Below are 17907 nucleotides of genomic sequence, written 5' to 3'. Positions count from 1 at the left end.
ATTCAACGGACACCTGTCCGCCAGACGGTCAAGGAGTTCCCGATGAGTTCCGTCGTCCTGAGAAACGGCACTGTCCTGACCATGGACGGCCGCGCGCCCCTCGTCGATCACGACGTCCTCGTCGTGGACGACCGGATCGCCGCGATCGGCCCGAGGCTGGAGGTGCCTGAGGGGACCGACGAGGTCGACGCCACGAACGGCATCGTCATGCCGGGCATGATCGACACGCACCGGCACATGTGGCAGACGGCGATGCGCGGCTACGGCGCCGACTGGACGCTCACGCAGTACTTCGTCTGGTACTACCTGGAGTGGGGCAAGGTCTTCCGGCCTCAGGACATCCACGCCGGCAACCTCCTCGGTGCGGCCGAGGCGCTCGACGCCGGTGTGACCACGACCGTCGACTGGTCGCACGGCCTGCAGACCACCGAGCACGCCGACGCCGCCGTCGACGCGTTGCAGGCGGTGCCCGGCCGGTTCGTGCTGGCGTACGGGAACATCCAGGACAGTCCCGCCTCCTGGACGGCCACGCCCGAGTTCCGCGACTTCGTCTCCCGCCGCATCACCGGCGACGACATGCTGGGCTTCCAGCTCGCGTTCGACGTGACCGGCGACCCGTCGTTCCCCGAGAAGCCCGCCTTCGAGGTCGCACGGGAGCTCGGCGTCCCCGTCACGACGCACGCCGGCGTGTGGGGCGCGACGAACGACGACGGCATCAGGCTGATGTACGACAACGGGTTCATGACGCCGCAGTCGATCTACGTGCACGCGGCGACGTTGTCCGCCGACTCCTACCACCGCATCGCGGCGACCGGCGGTTCGATCTCCGTGTCGACCGAGAGCGAGCAGAGCGCGGGCCAGGGCTATCCGCCCACCTGGGCGATCCGCGAGCACGGCATCCCGGTGTCGCTGTCGATGGACACCTCGGTGTGGTGGAGCGGCGACCTGTTCTCCGCGATGCGCACGACGTTGGGCGCAGACCGATCGCGCGAGCACATGGCAGCGCACAGCAACAACGACACCGTCACGCACTCGTCGCTGCGGGCCCAGCAGGTCGTGGAGTGGGCGACGATGGGCGGCGCGCGGGCGTTGGGACGCGCGGACGACCTCGGCAGCCTGGAGGTCGGCAAGAAGGCCGACATCGTGTTGCTGCGCAACGAGAACTCCCCCGCGATGTTCCCGATCCTCAACCCGTACGGCCACGTGGCGTTCCAGGCGCAACGGTCCGATGTGGACACCGTGATCGTCGACGGGCGGATCGTGAAGCGCGACCACAGGCTCGTCGGCGTCGACCTCGGTTCCATCCGCGCCCAGGTCTCGGACACCGTCGACCACCTGCGTACGCAGCTCGGCGAGGAGGCGTGGGCGAAGGGCATGAACCCGGACGTCCCGGAGTCCAAGGTGCTGGACAACCCCTACACCTACACCGAGTACCGCGGCGACACCCGGACGTCCGTCTGATGGGTGGTCCACTCGAAGGCCTGCTCATCGCGGACTTCTCGCGCGTGCTGGCGGGCCCGTACGCGACCATGCTCCTGGCTGACATGGGCGCCTCGGTCGTCAAGGTCGAAGGACCGGCCGGCGACGAGACCCGCACGTGGATGCCGCCGGTCCGCGACGACGTCTCGACCTACTACCTCGGCGTCAACCGGGGCAAGCGGTCGATCGCGCTCGACCTGCGCTCCCCCGACGACGCCGCGCTGGGCCGTGAACTCGCCCGGCGCGCTGACGTGGTGATCGAGAACTTCAAGCCCGGTGGCCTGGCCAAGTACGGGCTCGACCACGCGAGCGTGAGTGCGGACAACCCGAAGGTGATCTACGCGTCGATCACGGGTTTCGGTTCCGGGGACGGCAAGCACGTGCCCGGCTACGACCTGATGGTGCAGGCGATCTCCGGGCTGATGAGCCTGACCGGCGATCCGGACGGGCCGCCGTACCGGGCGGGCATATCGGTGTTCGACGTGATGGCGGGCAACCACGCCGTGATCGGCATCCTCGCGGCGCTCCATCACCGCGATCAGACCGGGCAGGGCCAGCTGGTCGAGGTGAACCTGCTGTCCTCGGCGCTGACCGGCCTGGTGAACCACAGCTCGGCGTTCGTCGCGGGTGGGGTCGTGCCGTTCCGGATGGGCAACGCGCATCCCAGCGTGTTCCCGTACGAACCGCTGCCGACCGCCGACAACGACCTGATCATCGCGGCCGCCAACGACGGCCAGTTCCGCAAGCTGTGCGAGGTCCTGGGGTTGTCCGAGGTGCCGGACGACCCGCGGTTCGCCCGCAACGCCGACCGCACGCGCAACCGCGAGGAACTGCGGCCGGTGCTGGAGGAACGGCTGCGGACCCGAGGTGCCGTCGAGTGGTTCGACCTGCTCGTGGCGGCCGGGGTGCCGTGCGGGCCGATCAACACGATCGACGGCGGGTTCGCGATGGCGGAACGGTTCGGGCTCGATCCGGTCGTGGTGGTCGGGGACGTGCCGACGACCCGGCACCCGATCCGATTCTCGGAGACCCCGGCTGTCTACGAACTGCCGCCACCGGAGTTGAACGAGCACGGCGATGAGCTGCGCAAGTGGTTGCAGGAGGAGCAGTGACGGTCCACGAGCCGCACCCGGACTTGAGCGACCGCGGCGCCGATCTCGCCATCAGGCTGAAGGAGAACCTTTGACCGTCTACGAGACAGCGCTCGGCGCGTCGACGCCCGACACGATCACGTTGCTGGGGCACGACCTCGCACGGGACGTGATGGGCACCGTGGGCTTCGGTGAGCTGGCGTTCTGGCTCGCCACCCAGCGCAGGCCGAGCCCCGGCGAGACACGCCTGTTCGAGGCGGTGCTGGCCGCGCTCGCCGACCACGGGTTCACGCCGACCGCGATCGTCAGCCGCCTGACCTTCCTGTCCGCACCCGACTCCGTGCAGGGCGCGCTCGCCGCAGGGCTGCTCGGCGGCGGATCGCGGTTCCTCGGCGTCACCGAGGACGCCGGTCGGTTCCTCAACGCCGTGATCAGCGCTCACGCCCCTCGCGAGGACTGGGACGAACTCGCGCTGGAAACCGTTCGGGCGCAAGGGAAAGCACGCATCCCCGGGCTCGGCCACCACGTGCACAAGAACGGTGATCCCCGCACGCCGCGCCTGTTCGAGATCGCCGAGGAGGAAGGCCTGATCGGGCCGCACCTCTCGCTGTTCGCCGCGATCGGGCGCGTGCATCCGCAGGTCCTCGGCAAGACCTTGCCGCTCAACGGCGCCGGCACGTGCGGCGCGGTGCTGGCCGACCTCGGTCTGCCGCTGGAGTTGTTGCGGGGCTTCGCGTTGCTGGCCCGCACCGCCGGACTGATCGGGCAGCTCGCCGAGGAGCTGCGCAACCCCGTCGCCAACCAGATCTTCCTATCTGTCGACACGAACACCAGGTCCGTAGCACCTGTCGAGGAGTGAGCAATGCAGCTCGTCACCGAGGACAACATCACCGCGCTCGCCGAGCAGCGCTGGGCCACCGCGAAGGACCCGCGGACCGCGCAGCTCATGACCGCGCTCATCCGGCACCTGCACGACTTCGCCCGCGAGGTGCGGCTGACCGAGGCCGAGTGGATGGCCGCGATCCAGTGGCTCACCGCGACCGGGCACATCAGTGACGAGAAGCGCGAGGAGTTCATCCTGGCCTCGGACGTGCTCGGGCTGAGCATGCTCGTCGTGCAGATGAACCACCAGTTCGCGCCGGAGGCGACACCGGCGACGGTGCTCGGGCCGTTCCACATCGACGGCTCCCCCGAACTCGGCTTCGGCGGTGACATGTCCGACGACGTGACCGGAACTCCGCTCTACCTCACCGGAACCGTGCGCTCGCTCGACGGTTCGCCGGTGGCTGGAGCGGTGCTCGACGTCTGGCAGGCCGACGCCGACGGCGCGTACGAGGCCCAGCTCGACGTGGACGAGGCGCGGTTGCGGGCGAAGTACCGGGCCGAACCGGACGGCTCCTACTGCGTGCGGACGATCACGCCGAAGGGCTACGCGATCCCGATGGACGGGCCTGTCGGCGCGTTGATCGAGCAGACCGAGATCAGCCACTTCCGGCCGGCGCACGTGCACTTCCTGCTCACCGCCGAAGGGTTCGAACCGCTGATCACGCACCTGTTCGAGGAGGGCGCCGAGTACCTCGACAGCGATGTCGTGTTCGGCACCAAGCAGGAGCTCGTGGTCAGGTTCGTGCCGCGCGAACCCGGTGTCACCCCGGACGGTGGGCTGTCCGAGGTGCCCTGGGTGCTCGCCGAGTACGACTTCGTCCTGCAGCCGTGCGCGCCGCACTAGTCGTTCGTCCCGGTCAGCCGCCGTCGCTCGCTGACCGGGGCGAGCCTTCCGGCGAGGTCGTCGTGGACGTCCTCGCCGCACCCGTCACACCGCTGGATCTCCTGTGCGCCAGTGGAACCTCGTACTTCGGCGTGCCCGCGACGCCGTACGTGCCCGGGGTGCAGGGGATCGGGACGGTCGACGGCCGGACCGTGTGGTTTCCCACCACCGCGGGAATGGCTCCCGGCGACGGAAGCATGGCCGCGAAGGCGGTGGCACGGCAGGAAGACCTCGTGTTCCTGCCGGACGTCGACCCGGTCCTGATGGCCGCGCTCGGGTTGTCCGCCGTCGCCGCGTACATGGCGTTGATCTGGCGGGGTGAGCTGGCCGCCGGGGAGACCGTGATCGTGCTCGGCTGTGGCGCGGTCGGGCAGTCCGCGATCCAGCTCGCGCGGCTGGCCGGTGCCGGACGGGTGATCGCCGCGGCGCGGTCGGAACAGGGCCGGGAGCGCGCGGTGCGAGCGGGAGCCGACGTCGTGGTGTCGCTGGAGGACGTGGCGGCTCAGAGCGCCGACCTGCTGATCGACCCGTTGTTCGGGGCTCCGGCCGCCGCGGCCGCCCAGGCGTTGCGCCCAGGCGGCCGGTGGGTGAACCTCGGCGGTTCGGCGGGTGAGACGTCCCCGATCACCTCGTCCACGTTGCGCAGCAGGTCGTTGCGGTTGTCCGGCTACACCAACAACGAGCTGACCGTGCGGCAGCGGGCCGACGCCATCTCGGTGATCGCCCGGCACGCCGCGGAGGGTGCGCTGACCGTCGACCACGAGGTGGTGCCGCTCGCCGACGTCACGGATGCCTGGCACCGCAAGGATCACGGCCGGGTCGTGCTGGCCATGTAGTCCCGGACCTTCTTCAGCGTCACCGGGTCCTCCATGCCTCCGCCGTGGCCGACCTGGTCCGTGACGACGTGGATCGCCTTGCGCCCCAGCTGTTTCTGCACCGCGTCCGCCCAGACCTTCGGTGTCGCCGGGTCGAGCGTGTTGCTCAGCAACAACGTGGGGTGCGTGCTGCGCGAGGACACCGGCTTCGGCCGTCCGGTCTTCGGGCCGCCCACGCAGATCGAGCTGTAGTTGCTGGAGTTCGTCGAGTACCCGACGACCGGCGCGGCCTTCCTGGTCGAGGCCAGATCCGCGCGGGCCTCCTCGACGCCCGGCACGGCGAACGGCCAGTCCGAGCAGGTGTTCGGGTCCGCGTACTCGAACCTCAGCGGCGGCTGCTCGCCGCCTGGCTCGTCCGGGAACGGGTTGCGCCCGTCGGCGAGATCGCGCAGTCCCTCGGCCACCCCGGCGAAGTCGCGGGGAGCGAAGATCTCGAAGTACCGCGTGATCATGACGTCCGACCACGGGAAGCCGAAGAACTTGCCGGGAAGCTTGCCGGCGTTCTGCTGGGCCTTGCGGAACACGTCGGCCGGGTTCTGGCCGTGCAGCGCGCTGTCCGGCGTTTCGGCGGACCACTGCGTGAACTTCGTGAAGATCGCCTCGACGCCCGCGGCGGCCGTGGTCATGAACTCCCGGCGGCCCTGGTCCGGGTTCATCACGCCCTCGATGATCGAGCGATCGACGTGCCGGCCGAACTTCTCCAAATACCGCTCGGCCAGCAACGTGCCGTACGACAGGCCGTACACGTTGACCCGCTTCGCACCCACTGCCTTGCGCAACGCGTCAGCGTCGTTCGCGGTGCTGTACGCGTCGAGGTGGCCGTCGAGGTTCTGGACACCGGTCGTGCACGTGGACCAGAACGCCTTCTGGTTCTCCTTGAGCGCCTCGAACGCCCCGGCGTCCGTCGGCGGCACGTACGGGATCTTGAAGATCTTGTCGACGTCGCAGGTCATCGGGTGGCTCTCGCCGACGCCGCGCGGGTCCAGTGCGATCAGGTCGTAGTCGGGCAGAGCCGGTCGCAGGGTGCCGAAGGTGAAGTCGCCGGGCTGTCCTGGGCCGGAGGGGAAGCCCAGGATGGTGCCCTTGCTGTTCTCGGCCTTCAGCCGGTACGCGCGCAGCCCGACCGTGCCCTTGCCGGGTTTCGCCCAGTCGATCGGCACGGTGAGCGTGCCGCACTCGACTCCGTCCGCGACCGGCTTGTCGCACGCACCCCACCCGAGGTCCGGTGTCGCCTGGGCTGGAGAAGCGAAGGTCAGCGGGATCATCCCCGCGACCGCCGCCACCGCTGTCATCCGTGCACTGCTGCGAAATGTCACGACCTGAGAGTGGATCTACGGCTCGTCAGCGGTCATCACGCTGCGGTCGGGGATGAAAGTCCACCTCAGGTCGTACAACCTGCACGGGTGATCATGGCGTGCCACCATGGACCGGGTGGATCGACGCAGGTTTCTGAAGGTCGCCGGGCTCGCCGGTGCCGGTGCCGCACTCGCGGCCTGCACCTCCCCCACCTCCCCGCTTCCGCCACCGTCCAGTTCGTCCGTTCCGAGTGGACCGCCCGACTGGACCGCTTTGCGCGAGAAGCTGTCCGGCCGGCTCGTGCTCGCGGGCGACGACGGGTTCGCCTACCAGGGCTTCAACCCCGTGTGGGACGGCCAGAAGCCCGCCGCCGTCGCCAAGGTCGGCTCGGCCGCGGACGTGCAGGCGTGCGTCGAGGCGGCGCGCGGACGGGTGGCTCTGGCCGCTCGCAGCGGTGGCCACAGCTATGCCGGGTACTCCTCGCCGTCCGGTGGCCTGCAGGTCGACGTGCGCGGGCTGGCCGGCATCGAGGTGCTGCCCGGTGACCAGGTCCGCGTCGGTTCCGGCGCCGCGCTCGGTGACGTGGCGAAGACCTTGGCGGCGTCCGGGCGGTGCCTGCCGACCGGCACGTGCCCGTCCGTCGGCGTCGCGGGTCTCACGCTCGGGGGCGGCATCGGCGTGCTCTCCCGCAAGTACGGGCTGACGTGCGATCACCTGGTGTCGGCGCAGGTCGTGACAGCGGACGGACGGCTGCTCACCGCGTCCGCCGAGCAGGAGCCCGACCTGTTCTGGGCGTTGCGCGGCGGCGGTGGCGGCAACTTCGGGATCGTCACGGAGTTCGTGTTCGCCACCGTGCCCGCGCCGGAGGTCACCGTCTTCTCGCTGTCGTACCCGACCGGCGCCGCGGACGCGCTCGGGGCGTGGCAGACGTGGATCGCGGACGCGCCCGACGAGCTGTGGTCCAACGTCGTCGTGCGCGGTGGCGCCCAGCCGAGCTGCAAGATCGGCGGCTGCTTCGTCGGCTCCGTCGGCGAACTCGCCGCGCTGGTGAACCAGTTGCCCGCCCCGGCCTCCCGGTTCATCCAGCCGCAGACCTACGCCGAGGCCACCCAGTACTTCGCGGGCGGCCCGATCGCCCGCGAGTCGGCCGTGGCGTCCTCCCGCGTGGTGCGCGAACCGATCGGCGACCCGGCGAAGGCGGTCACCCTGCTGGCGGGTCAGTCGGACGAGACGTACCTGATCTTCGACGGCTTGCGCGGCGCCGTGGCCGACGTGGCGCCGGACGCCACCGCGTTCCCGCACCGCACGGCTCTCGCGAACGTCCAGATCTACCTCAAGACACCACCCGAGGGCGCCGACGAGGCGCGCACGCGGCTCGCGAAGATCCGCGACGGCCTCGGGGCGCTCGTCGGCGACACCGGCTACGTCAACTACATCGACCCGCAGATGCCGCAGTGGGCGCAGGCGTACTACGGCGGCAACCTCGCCCGGCTGCAGAACGTCGCCGCCAAGTACGACCCTGACCACGTGTTCGCCTTCGCGCAGGCCGTTTCCCGGTGACACCGAGCCAGTGAGGTGGTGACCGGCCCGGTGTGACCCGTCCACTGGTCGGACGGTGTGGCGCGGAAGTTCCCGAACTCACCCGACCGAGGGAACTGATCGGGTTCGCGCTCCGACTAGATGCTCGTGGAAACGACAGGTCTGCCGGTGCGGCTGGCGGGGGTGAGCTGCGCGCACGGCGGCAGAACGGTCGTGCGCGACGTCTCCCTCGACGTCGCACCAGGCCAACGCGTGGCGCTGACCGGCACGAACGGCTCCGGCAAGACGACGCTGCTGCGCGCCGTGCTCGGGCTCCATCGCGCGGCGGACGGGGTCGTCGAGGTCGGTGCGCGGCAGGCCCGCACCTCCGGTGACTGGGCTCGGCTGCGGCGGGAGATCGCGTGGATTCCGCAACGGCAGGCGGCGGGCCGGTTCCCGCTCCTGGTCGACGAACTGCTGGCCAGCAGCGGCGCGCTGGAGCCCGCCCGCGCGGCGGCCCGCGAACTCGGGGTCGGTGATCTCGGGCGGCAGCCGGTGCACACGTTGTCCGGCGGCCAGTTGCAGCGGGCTTACCTGGCTCGGGCCATCGGGTGCGTCGACGCCGGGGCCGGGCTGCTGCTGGCCGACGAACCCACGGCCGCGCTGGACTTCGAGGGTCAGGCCGCGGTCGCCGGGTTGCTGACGAGCCTGCCGGTCACGGTGGTGGTCGTGACGCACGACCGGGCCGTCGTGCAGCGGTGTGAACGGGTGCTGGAGATGGCCGCCGGGACGCTGCGGGAGATCACGTGATCGAGCTCCTGGAACTCGCCGCCGTGCAACGGGCGGCGTTCGCCCTGCTGCTCGGCGCGGTGGCTCTGCCCATCATCGGTGTGGTGATCATCGGCCTGGACATCATGCCGGTCCGGTTCGCCATGATGCACATCGCGTTGCTGGGCATCGCGATCGGGCTGCTGACCGGCCTGGACCCGTTGCTGTGCGCGGTGGTCGCGTGTGGACTGTCCGGTGCCGGCCTCGCCCCGCTGGCTCGCAGCTCCTCCGGCCTGTCCGGCGCGATGGGGTTGTTGATGAGCCTGGCGATCGCCGCCGCGCTGCTGGTGCTGTCGATCTCCGGCGTGAACGCGTCGGCGGCGTTCGAGCTGCTGTGGGGCTCGATCCTGGCGACCAAGACCGGTGACGTGATCCTGCTGGGCGCGCTCGCGGTCGTCGTGCCCGGGCTGTTCCTGTGGCGGCGCAGGCAACTCGCGCTTCTGCTGCACGACCGGGAGCTGGCCGCGTGCTCGGGTGTGCCGGTCAACCGGCTGACGCTCGTGTTGCTGGTGCTGGTGGCGATCGCGATCGCCGGCGCGATCCGGTTGACGGGGGCGTTGCTCGTCGACGCGCTGACGTTGTTGCCCGCCCTGGCCGCCCGCCGGCTCGCGCAGTCCCTGACCGGGATGGCGTTGTGGGCCGTCGGGATCGGCGTCGTCGTGAACCTGGCCGGGTTCGCCCTGGCCCTGCTGCTGGACCAGCCACCCGGTCCGGTCCTCGTACTTCTCGCGGGTGCTGTCGCGCTCGCCGCCCATTTCATTCCCGAACGGAGAACCCTCGCATGGCAGTCCGCCTCCTCACACTGACCGCCGCACTGCTGCTGGCCGGGTGCGGAACGACCCCGCAGACCCAGCCGCAGTCCGAGCAGACCGGGCCCAAGGTCGTGGCGACGACGAGCTGGGAGGCCGGTTTCGCGAAGGCGGCCGGGGCCGGCAACGTCACGGTGATCGTGCCCAAGTCCGTGCTGCACGCGCCGGACTACGACCCGAAGCCGTCCGACCTGAAGGCGGTGGCGGACGCGGACTACGTGCTCTACGCGCCGTTCGAGTCGTTCGCGCCGAAGATCACGGACGCGGCCGGGTCGAAGGCCAAGAAGGTCGAGGTCGCGCTCGACAACTCGCGCGACAAGGTCAAGGCCGAGGTCACGCGGCTCGGTGAGCTGTTCGGCACGCAGGACGCGGCGAAGAAGTGGATCGCGGGGTTCGACGCCGAGTACGCGAAGCTCGCCGGTGAGGTGAAGGCCAAGTGGCCGGGCGGGCAGCAGCCGAAGGTCGTCGCGCAGATGTTCGTCGGGTACGCGGCCGATCTCGCGGGCGCGGAACTGCTCGGCGTGTACGGACCGGAACCGGTGACGGCGTCGCAGGTCGCGGAGCTCAGGAACAAGGCGCCGCAGTTCGTCTTCGAGAACTCGCACATGAGCACCGGAACCGTGCTGCCGGACGCGAACGCCAAGCAGGTCAACCTCGTCAACTACCCCGACGACGACAACGACCTGCTCGGCGTCTACCGCGCCAACGCGAAGACGATCAGCGACGCTCTCGCCTAGCGAGCACGCGCAGGGCGTCCCGGTCGACCTTGCCCGCGGGGGTGAGGGGGAACTCGGGGAGCACCAGCAAGTGTTCCGGGTGTTTGAACCGGGACAGCTCGCCCAGGAACTCCCCCAGCTCCGCGACGGTCACGGGGGCGCTCACGACGAGGCACGCGCACAGCCGCTCACCCATCAGCTCGTCCGGCACGCCGACGCACGCGACGTCCCGGATCGACGGGTGGGCGGCCAGCGCCTGCTCCACCTCGGCCGGGCTGATGTTCGCGCCACCGCGGATCACGATGTCCTTGCGGCGCCCGACAACGGAGAGATAGCCCTCGGCGTCGAACACGCCGAGGTCGCCGGTGCGGACCCAGCCGTCCGGGGTGCGGTAGCGGGCGTTGAGGTCGTCGTCGACGTAGCGCAACGGGCTCATCGGGCCGCGCGCGATGATCTCGCCGACCGCGCCGGTGGGCACGGGCCGCAGCGCGTCGTCCACGACGAGGATCGAGGCCACGGCGGGGTTGGGGCGTCCGGCACCGCGGTTCGGCGGGTCGTCCAGGGCGGTGTGGCAGTTGACGCCGTCGGCGGACCCGTAGACGTTGACCACGACGGCGTCGAACACCTCGCGGCACGCTTCGGCGGTCGCCGCGTCGAGCTGGGCACCGCCGGGGGCGATCACGCGGATCGACGAGTAGTCACCGGGCTGGTCCAGCAGCATCTTGAACATCGTGGGCACGCCGAACAGATGCGTCGGCCGCGCCCGTGCGATCAGCTCCACAGTGGACTCGACGCTGAACTTGCTTTGCAGCACGAGGGTTCCGCCGTGCCGGGCGAGTGTGACCGTGGTTCCGTTGCTGCCGAACGACGACGCGAGCGGCACCAGAAACAACGCCCGCAGCTCCTCCCCCGGTGGAATCAGCCTGCCGACGAACGCGCCGCGCCCGCCGAGCAACGCGTTGTGCGAGTACAGCACCATCTTCGGCTCGGCCTCCGAGCCCGACGACACGAGGATCCGCGCCGGGCCGTGGGGATCCGACCGCACCGGCTCGAACACGTCCGCTGGGGCCAGCAACGAGACGGTGGACCAGGCGTCGGGCAGGTCGTCCGCGATCAGGCCCACCGCACCGCTGCGGGTGACGAGCGAGCGCGCCTCGTGCTCGCCGCGCCCGACCGGGAACGGCAGCACCACGCCACCCACCGCGGCGACGGCGAGGTCGGCCGCGACCGCGTACCGGCCGTTGGGCAGCTGCACGGCCACGACGTCACCGGGCCGGACGCCGCGTTCGCGCAGGTTCGCGGCCATCCGGAGGGCGAGTTCGTTGAGCTGCAGGTAGGTCAGCTCTCCGTCGTCGTCGATCACGGCTGTTCGCAACGGGTGTAAGAAGACGCGCACCGCGAACAGGTCGTAGAGGTCGCGGTCCGGGTAGTGGCCCTGCGCGGCCCACTGCTGGCGGAGCGCGGCGGGGACGAGGTCGTGGACGGTGGTGGTCGTCATCTGAACCTCCAGGGTGTCAGGACTTCGGGGCAACGGTCTTGGTCGAGCGCGACCACGTCGGCGAACCGCGGGTCGGTGGTGATCGAGGCGAGGTCGTCGGTGACCGGGACGCCCTCGTGGATCCAGCCGCCGTCGCCGAGCAGCGGGCGGCGGAAACCCGGTGCGGGACGGTCCTTCGCTTCCAGTCGCAGGAGTTCGGCCGCCGCCAGCAAGGACGACTCGGCACGGATCGCACGGCCGGTGCGTTCGCGCTGCAGGAGCGCGGCGACGGTCGTGTAGGCGCCGAGAAGGCCACCCAGGACGTCGAGCAGGGTCATCAGCGACGGCGCCGGGGGTTCGTCGGCGGGGCGCAGGAGTGCGCCGAGTCCGGTGCGGGCCTGGGCCATGAAGTCGGTGCCCATCGGGGCATCGGGGAGTCTGTTCGCCCAGCCCGAGGTGTGGACGAAGACCAGCGCCGGGTTCACCGCGGCCAGGTCGTGCGCGCCGAGGCCGAGGCGTTCGGCGGTGCCGGGCGCCCAGTTGTGCAGGAAGACGTCGGCGGTGCGGACGAGGTCGCGGAGCCGGTCGCGGTCTGCCGGGTCCTTGATGTCGATCTCGACGGCGGACTTGCCGCGGTTGAGGGCCAGCCAGCGCGCTGAGGCGTCGCCGCACATGGGTGGCATGCCGCGCAACGGATCGCCGCCGGGTGGTTCGATCCGGACGACGGTGGCGCCCAGGAGACCGAGGAGGTGGGCGGCCAGCGGGGCCTGGACGCGGCGGCCCGCTTCGAGCACCACCAGACCGGACAAGGGCAAGGAGCCGCGCGCTCGATCCCGTTCGTGTTCGAAGTCCAGTGTGGTCAGTTCGAAGGCCGGTCCGCCCGTCGAGTTGGGCGCGTGCAGGTGACAGATGCTCATCGCGGTCGCCTGCGCGTGTGCCGTCAGTTCGGCGAACGTCCGTGCCTCCGTCGCCGCGTGCAGCTCTGCCGGCAGTGGTGCGGTCGCGGTCGGATACCGGAACTGGAACGGCCGCCAGCCCGCGCCGATCACCCTGCCCGGTACGCCGAGACCGGCCCAGAACGCCTGCCACACCGCCGGATCGAGCGCCTCGATCTCGAACAACACCCCGTCGGCGCTGCGGAACGGCGGCCCGCCCGGTTCGAGCGTCGTGGCCTCGGCCTCCGGCGCACCGGCGGCCGCGAGGTACTGCGAGACCGTCATCAGGGCGGACTGCGCGACGCTCGTCGTGACGCTCGATCGGCCGTCGAACAGCGCCGCGAGCAACCCCGTGCCGCCGATGACACCCGCCGCGGTGGCGCAGTAGTCCAGGCCGAGGCCTCGCGGTGCGCCCTGGCTGCGGCCGTGCACGTGCATCGGGCCGCACACCGCCTGGGCGCTCGCCTCGTCGGTGACCTCACCGCCGCGCAACGGTCCGGCCCAGCTGACGGCCAGCTCGGCGGCGGCCTCGACGTGGGCGGGCTCACCGCCCGCGTCCGGGAACCGGGAGACGGTCGCGCCCGACTGGTGCAGGAGCGCGCCGAGCACGCCGGCCGCGGCCGAGTCGCCACGGACGGTGATCTCGGTGGCGGACAACGGCGGATCGCTCGTCGTCCGGTCGAGGTGCAGGGTCACGCGGGCCTCCTCCTGGCGACGGCGGTCGGTCGTCCACCAGTCGGACGGGACACCGCCCGAGTTCCCAGCGGAGAGGAAGTGCCGGTGCTGGAACAGGTTTCCGCGTTCGTGCGTGAGCACGTGCAGCCAAGTGAGACGGTGCTCGACGCCGGAGGTGAGGCAGGTCAGGCAGAACTCGCGCGCCTGCGGGGGCTGGCGAGGTCCGCCGGACTGTGGGCTTTGCCACTGCCACGCGAACTCGGTGGTGGCGGGCTGGGCCTGACGGAGTACTTCGCGTTGGCGGAGCAGGAAGGGAGCAGTGATCACGGACCGGCGGCGCTCGGTTCTTCGTGTCTGCTGGACGTGCGGATGTTCCAGCGGTTCGCCCGTCCGGCCGTACTGGAGTTGCTGAAACCGTTGGTGGCCGGGGAGATCAGCGGCAGCTACGCGATGACGGAGCCGGGCGTGGCGGGCTCCGATCCGGCCGCCGCGCGCACGACGGCCGTTCGGACCAACGGCGGATGGCTGCTCAACGGGCGGAAGTGGTTCACCACCGGCGCCGGAAACGCCTCCTACGTCACGGTTCTGGCGAGCGGTTCGTTGTTCGTCGCGACGGATTTCCGCGTGGTGCGGGAGATTCCGGTGCTGGGCGCCGCCGGTCAGTTCGAGATCGCGCTGGAGGACGTGTTCGTGCCGGACGGCCACCTGCTCGGCGAGGGCGGCGACGGGCTCGCCATCGCGGGGACCCGGCTCGCGCTCGGCAGGACGTTGCGATGCCTGCGATGGATCGGGATGGCGGAGCGCGCGTTCGAGCTGATGTGCCTGCGGGCCAACGAACGCCAGGTGCGTGGTGGGGCGCTGGCCGATCGGCAACTGGTGCAGCAGCACGTCTTCGAGTCGTTGCTGGCCATCCGGTCGGCGCGGGCGCTCACCCGGCAGGCCGCCGAACTCGTTGCGGCACAGCAGGACGCGCGGACCGAGATCGGCCTCGCGAAGATCGCGGCGGCCCGCACCCTGCACCAGGTGACGGACGCGGCGATCCAGGTGTTCGGGGCGGAGGGACTCGCCCCCGGCACGTTGCCGATGCTCGCCAGGATCGGCCGGGCGGCCCGGATCCTCGACGGCGCCGACGAGATGCACGTCTCCGACACCGCGCGGCGGGTGCTCAGAACTCGCGCGAACTGACCTCCCCGGACGTGATCGCCTGTGCCAGGGCGTAGAAGAACGTGCCCCACACCAGTTCGTGGTTCTCCAGGTCGTCGTAGGTGCCGCCGAGCAGCCTGCCGTCGTGCACGGAACTGCCCAACCGGGCGAGGGGTGCCGACGCGTCGAGGCCGAGCTTGAGCATCGCGACGGCGGCGATGGCGTCCGCCGAGGTGTCGCCGGGCGCGTGCCACTCGTGTGCCATCGACTCGGCGCGTGCGCGGTACTCCTCGCCGAGCCACTGGACCGCGTCCGCCGCCGCCAGCATCAGCCACGCGCGGCCACGCGGCCAGGTCTCGGTCAACGCCAGATGAGCGTCCACATGAGACCGGGCGAGGTCGTGCAGGCCGGCAGAAGCCAGCAACGGCACCACACCGGCCGCGCCGTCCGCCCGAACGCCGGTGTCCGGACCGAACGCCGTGCCCCACGGGATCACACCGTCGACCGCGCGGAATGCCAGCGACTTCGCGGCCCGGTCGGTGTCTCCCCTGCCGTACCAGAAGATCAGGCCCTGCAACACGGTGTCGGTGTCGTGCCAGCAGTCGAGCTTCGCCGTCCAGCGCGCCGCGTCACGGTGACCGTTGAGCCACAACAACCCCGCCCAGCACCCGCCGGCCCACGAACCACGAGCCGTTGTGCGCCAACGGCCTGACGGACCGGCGTAGAGCGGGAAACGCTCGCCCACCTCCGCCAGCGTCGCCTCGACCCGGTTCATCGGGCCCGCCAGGCGACGACCGCCGCGGCGAGGAACTCCGCCGCCACCAGCACCCACCCGGCGGTGTAGCCGAGCAGCCCGAAGAGCGGCGGGCCAAGAGCGAACCCGGCGAAGAACCCGGCCGACACGAGCGCGGAGTTCCGTCCCAGTTCAGGGCCTTGCGAAGCCGCGACGACCAGCAGCATCGAGAGGGCGTTCGCGGCCACGGCACACGCGCCCACGACCGCCATCGCCACCCACGCCAGTGCTGGAACCCCGGTCAGCAGCAGGATCGGTGACAGGACGGCGGCCGCGGACAGTCCGACCAGCAACTCGCGTGCCGATGTTCCCGCGACCCGTGTCCACAGGATCCGGCCCGCGATGCCGACGACACCGAGCACCGCCACCAGCCCGGCGGCGACCGGTGCGGTGAAGCCGAGTTCCTCCGTCGCGTACAGCGCCACGTAGGTGTTGACCGCCGCGATCCCCGAACCGAGCAGCACGGAGAATCCGGCGAGCCGCCAGATCAGCGCGTCCGCGTTCAGCGAGATCTTCAGCGGCGGCCTCCGTGCCGGAGCCTGGTCTTCCGGAAGCGTGAGGCAGGCCAACGCCGCCAGTGCGGCCATGGCGGCCGCGACACCGACCGCGAGCCGCCAGTCGACGCCCTCGGCGAGCCAGGCCAGCGGCAGTCCGGCGACGAACGCACCGATTTGCACGCCGGACTGCTTGACGCCCAGCAGAACGGGCCGGCGCGGCGCGGGGACGGACGTCGCGATCAGCTTGTTGGTCGAAGGATTCGCGAGCGCCTGCGGGATGCCACCCAGCGCGACCGCGATCACCAGCACGGCGTAGTGCGGCGCGGTCGCGAAGACGGTCAAGGCCACCGCACTCGTCGCGAACAACGCGATGATCGAGCGCCGAGGCCCGAGCGCGTCCACCGCCGGCCCGATCGCGAGCGACAGCACCACCGCCACCCCGAACCCGGCCGTCACGAGCACGCCGAGCAACGGCCGCGCGATGCCGAACTCCCCCACCAGCGCGGGTGAAAGCGCTCCCAGCAGGAACAACGGCAGCATCGACGCGGTCATCGCCGCCGTCGTCAGCACCGGCACCGCTGCCCGCCCGCGCAGGTGAACCTTCTCCACGGCCACTAGTCGCGCGAACGAGCCGTGAAGTTCCCCGGAACCGAACGCGTTTCCGCACCGACCTGTGAACCATGGAACGTCGAACCTTCTTGCGCGCTTCGGCGCTGTCACTGGGACTCACCGGAACCGCCACCGCCACCGCCGCGACACCCCTGCGAGTGCAGGTGCTGGTGTTCGAGGGCGTCGAGGAACAGGACTTCATCGCCCCCGTCGAAGTCCTCGGCCTGGCCGCCGGGCTCAGCAACGGCGCGATCCGCACCACCCTCGTCTCGACGGGCCGCCCGCGCACCGTCACCTGCTCGTACGGCACCAAGGTCGAGGTCCCGAACGGCTGGTCGCCCGGCGAGGCGGACGTGCTCGTGATGCCCGGCGGCGGGCGCTACACCGACCCCAACGGCTCCGGCGTGCACCTGCTGATCCGCGACCGCGCGTTCCTGCGCAGGCTGGCCGAGTCCGACGCGCTCAAGGTCGGCATCTGCACGGGCACGATGGTCCTGTCCGCGGCGGGAATCACCAAGGGCCGCAACGCCACCACGCACTCCGGCGCCAAGGCCGACCTCGCCGCCCAGGGCGCGACGGTGATCAACGCCAGGGTGGTCGACGACGGCGACCTGATCACCGGCGGCGGCATCACCTCGGGCCTGGACGTGGCGTTGTGGCTGGTGGAACGGTTCGTCGGCGCACAGGTCGCCCAGCGGGCCGAGACCATCATGGAGTACGAGCGCCGCGGCACCGTCTGGCGGCGTTAGTGGCGTGGCCCGCGACGTTGCCGGGCCACACCGCTACACGACGCCGACGTCCTCGTGGCCCTGCCCGTTGATCAGGTCCTCACGGGCACGGGCCACCCGCGACCGCACCGTCCCGATCGGGCAGCCCGCCACCTCGGCGGCCTCGGCGTAGGACAGGCCGAGCACCTGGGTCAGCAGCAACGCCTCCCGCCGCTCGGGCGCGAGACCGGCGAGCATCACGTTGAGCTCCACCACGTCCTCGAACCCCGCGTATCGGGCGTGCTCGGCGTAACGGTCCGCGTCCGAGGCGAGCTGGTAGTCGGCCGACCAGGCGATCGACGGGCGCGCGACGGCGGCCCGGATGTGGTCCACGACGGTGCGGCGGGCGATCGACAGGAGCCAGGTGCGGGCCGAGGAACGGGCCTCGAAGCCCGGCAGGCTGCGCAAAGCCCGCAGGTAGACGTCCTGGGTGAGGTCGTCGGCGACCCCGATGCCGCCGAGGTGGGCGACCAGCCGCCAGACGTCGCGCTGCGTCAGGCGGATGAACCGCTCCAGCGCCTCGCGATCACCGGCACCGGCGGCCAGCGCGCACGCCGTCACCGCCTCGTCGTCACTCCTCGAAGTCGACACGATTCGGCAGAGTAACCCAACGCTCAAGATTGCTGGGAAC

17 protein-coding genes are annotated in these 17907 nt (G+C 70.9%); 11 read left to right on the top strand and 6 right to left on the bottom strand.

What is annotated here, in order from left to right; translation table 11 throughout:
- The first annotated feature begins 42 nt into the window (after positions 1–42).
- The 5 genes from ACIQF0_RS09195 to ACIQF0_RS09175 all read left to right on the top strand — a co-directional run bounded on the left by ACIQF0_RS09195 (position 43) and on the right by ACIQF0_RS09175 (position 5174).
- Positions 43–1461 (top strand): amidohydrolase family protein, encoded by a 1419-nt coding sequence (locus tag ACIQF0_RS09195; RefSeq protein ID WP_401026484.1) that lies wholly within the window; start codon positions 43–45, stop codon positions 1459–1461.
- Positions 1461–2591: a CaiB/BaiF CoA transferase family protein gene (locus ACIQF0_RS09190; protein WP_401026481.1), complete on the top strand. Its 1131-nt coding sequence runs from the start codon at positions 1461–1463 to the stop codon at positions 2589–2591. The genes ACIQF0_RS09195 and ACIQF0_RS09190 overlap by 1 nt, the downstream gene beginning before the upstream one ends.
- A 70-nt stretch (positions 2592–2661) precedes the next feature.
- Positions 2662–3429, top strand: a complete 768-nt coding sequence (locus ACIQF0_RS09185) for a citryl-CoA lyase (RefSeq protein ID WP_360029856.1) — start codon at positions 2662–2664, stop codon at positions 3427–3429.
- Positions 3430–3432: 3 nt separating this feature from the next.
- Entirely contained in the window at positions 3433–4299 is an 867-nt protein-coding gene (locus ACIQF0_RS09180) for a dioxygenase (protein WP_401026478.1), read from the top strand.
- Positions 4284–5174 carry a zinc-binding alcohol dehydrogenase family protein gene (locus ACIQF0_RS09175; protein ID WP_401026475.1) on the top strand — a complete coding sequence of 297 codons (891 nt, stop codon included), beginning with the start codon at positions 4284–4286 and terminating at the stop codon, positions 5172–5174. The genes ACIQF0_RS09180 and ACIQF0_RS09175 overlap by 16 nt, the downstream gene beginning before the upstream one ends.
- Here ACIQF0_RS09175 and ACIQF0_RS09170 read toward each other — a convergent pair.
- The gene (locus ACIQF0_RS09170) at positions 5147–6505 is read right to left on the bottom strand and encodes an alpha/beta fold hydrolase (RefSeq protein ID WP_401026472.1); all 1359 of its coding nucleotides are present in this window, start codon (positions 6503–6505) and stop codon (positions 5147–5149) included. The two genes, ACIQF0_RS09175 and ACIQF0_RS09170, sit on opposite strands and share 28 nt — an antisense overlap.
- A gap of 130 nt (positions 6506–6635) precedes the next feature.
- Between ACIQF0_RS09170 and ACIQF0_RS09165 the strand changes: the two genes are divergently transcribed.
- The 4 genes from ACIQF0_RS09165 to ACIQF0_RS09150 all read left to right on the top strand — a co-directional run bounded on the left by ACIQF0_RS09165 (position 6636) and on the right by ACIQF0_RS09150 (position 10401).
- The gene (locus ACIQF0_RS09165; RefSeq protein ID WP_401026469.1) at positions 6636–8069 is read left to right on the top strand and encodes an FAD-binding oxidoreductase; all 1434 of its coding nucleotides are present in this window, start codon (positions 6636–6638) and stop codon (positions 8067–8069) included.
- A gap of 126 nt (positions 8070–8195) precedes the next feature.
- On the top strand, positions 8196–8837 hold the full coding sequence (locus ACIQF0_RS09160) for a metal ABC transporter ATP-binding protein (protein ID WP_401026466.1): 642 nt from the start codon (positions 8196–8198) through the stop codon (positions 8835–8837).
- Positions 8834–9661: a metal ABC transporter permease gene (locus ACIQF0_RS09155; protein ID WP_401026464.1), complete on the top strand. Its 828-nt coding sequence runs from the start codon at positions 8834–8836 to the stop codon at positions 9659–9661. The genes ACIQF0_RS09160 and ACIQF0_RS09155 overlap by 4 nt, the downstream gene beginning before the upstream one ends.
- A complete protein-coding gene (locus tag ACIQF0_RS09150; protein WP_401026461.1) occupies positions 9637–10401 on the top strand; it encodes a metal ABC transporter solute-binding protein, Zn/Mn family in 765 nt (254 codons plus the stop codon). The genes ACIQF0_RS09155 and ACIQF0_RS09150 overlap by 25 nt, the downstream gene beginning before the upstream one ends.
- Here the strand turns inward: ACIQF0_RS09150 and ACIQF0_RS09145 are convergent.
- Both ACIQF0_RS09145 and ACIQF0_RS09140 read right to left on the bottom strand, forming a co-directional pair.
- Complete coding sequence (locus ACIQF0_RS09145; RefSeq protein WP_401026458.1) at positions 10382–11878, bottom strand: class I adenylate-forming enzyme family protein; 1497 nt, start codon at positions 11876–11878, stop codon at positions 10382–10384. The two genes, ACIQF0_RS09150 and ACIQF0_RS09145, sit on opposite strands and share 20 nt — an antisense overlap.
- Positions 11875–13608, bottom strand: coding sequence for a CoA transferase (locus ACIQF0_RS09140; RefSeq protein WP_401026454.1), 1734 nt, complete (start codon positions 13606–13608; stop codon positions 11875–11877). Before ACIQF0_RS09140 ends, ACIQF0_RS09145 begins: the two co-directional genes overlap by 4 nt.
- Between ACIQF0_RS09140 and ACIQF0_RS09135 the strand changes: the two genes are divergently transcribed.
- The gene (locus ACIQF0_RS09135) at positions 13573–14652 is read left to right on the top strand and encodes an acyl-CoA dehydrogenase family protein (RefSeq protein ID WP_401026451.1); all 1080 of its coding nucleotides are present in this window, start codon (positions 13573–13575) and stop codon (positions 14650–14652) included. The two genes, ACIQF0_RS09140 and ACIQF0_RS09135, sit on opposite strands and share 36 nt — an antisense overlap.
- On the opposite strand, the gene ACIQF0_RS09130 is transcribed toward ACIQF0_RS09135, so the two are convergent.
- Both ACIQF0_RS09130 and ACIQF0_RS09125 read right to left on the bottom strand, forming a co-directional pair.
- Complete coding sequence (locus ACIQF0_RS09130; RefSeq protein ID WP_401026448.1) at positions 14633–15385, bottom strand: hypothetical protein; 753 nt, start codon at positions 15383–15385, stop codon at positions 14633–14635. The two genes, ACIQF0_RS09135 and ACIQF0_RS09130, sit on opposite strands and share 20 nt — an antisense overlap.
- Positions 15382–16509 carry an MFS transporter gene (locus ACIQF0_RS09125; protein WP_401026445.1) on the bottom strand — a complete coding sequence of 376 codons (1128 nt, stop codon included), beginning with the start codon at positions 16507–16509 and terminating at the stop codon, positions 15382–15384. The genes ACIQF0_RS09130 and ACIQF0_RS09125 overlap by 4 nt, the downstream gene beginning before the upstream one ends.
- Positions 16510–16580: 71 nt before the next feature.
- Between ACIQF0_RS09125 and ACIQF0_RS09120 the strand changes: the two genes are divergently transcribed.
- Entirely contained in the window at positions 16581–17258 is a 678-nt protein-coding gene (locus tag ACIQF0_RS09120) for a DJ-1/PfpI family protein (RefSeq protein ID WP_401026443.1), read from the top strand.
- 33 nt (positions 17259–17291) lie between these two features.
- On the opposite strand, the gene sigC is transcribed toward ACIQF0_RS09120, so the two are convergent.
- A complete protein-coding gene (sigC, locus tag ACIQF0_RS09115) occupies positions 17292–17867 on the bottom strand; it encodes an RNA polymerase sigma factor SigC (protein WP_360029842.1) in 576 nt (191 codons plus the stop codon).
- Positions 17868–17907: the final 40 nt, after the last annotated feature.

It is taken from the genome of Lentzea sp. NPDC092896, from assembly GCF_044754905.1.
In the GTDB taxonomy this organism is placed as follows: domain Bacteria; phylum Actinomycetota; class Actinomycetes; order Mycobacteriales; family Pseudonocardiaceae; genus Lentzea.
The sequence above is the reverse complement of the archived record's forward strand: the minus strand, read 5'-3'. Positions and strand labels throughout refer to the sequence as shown.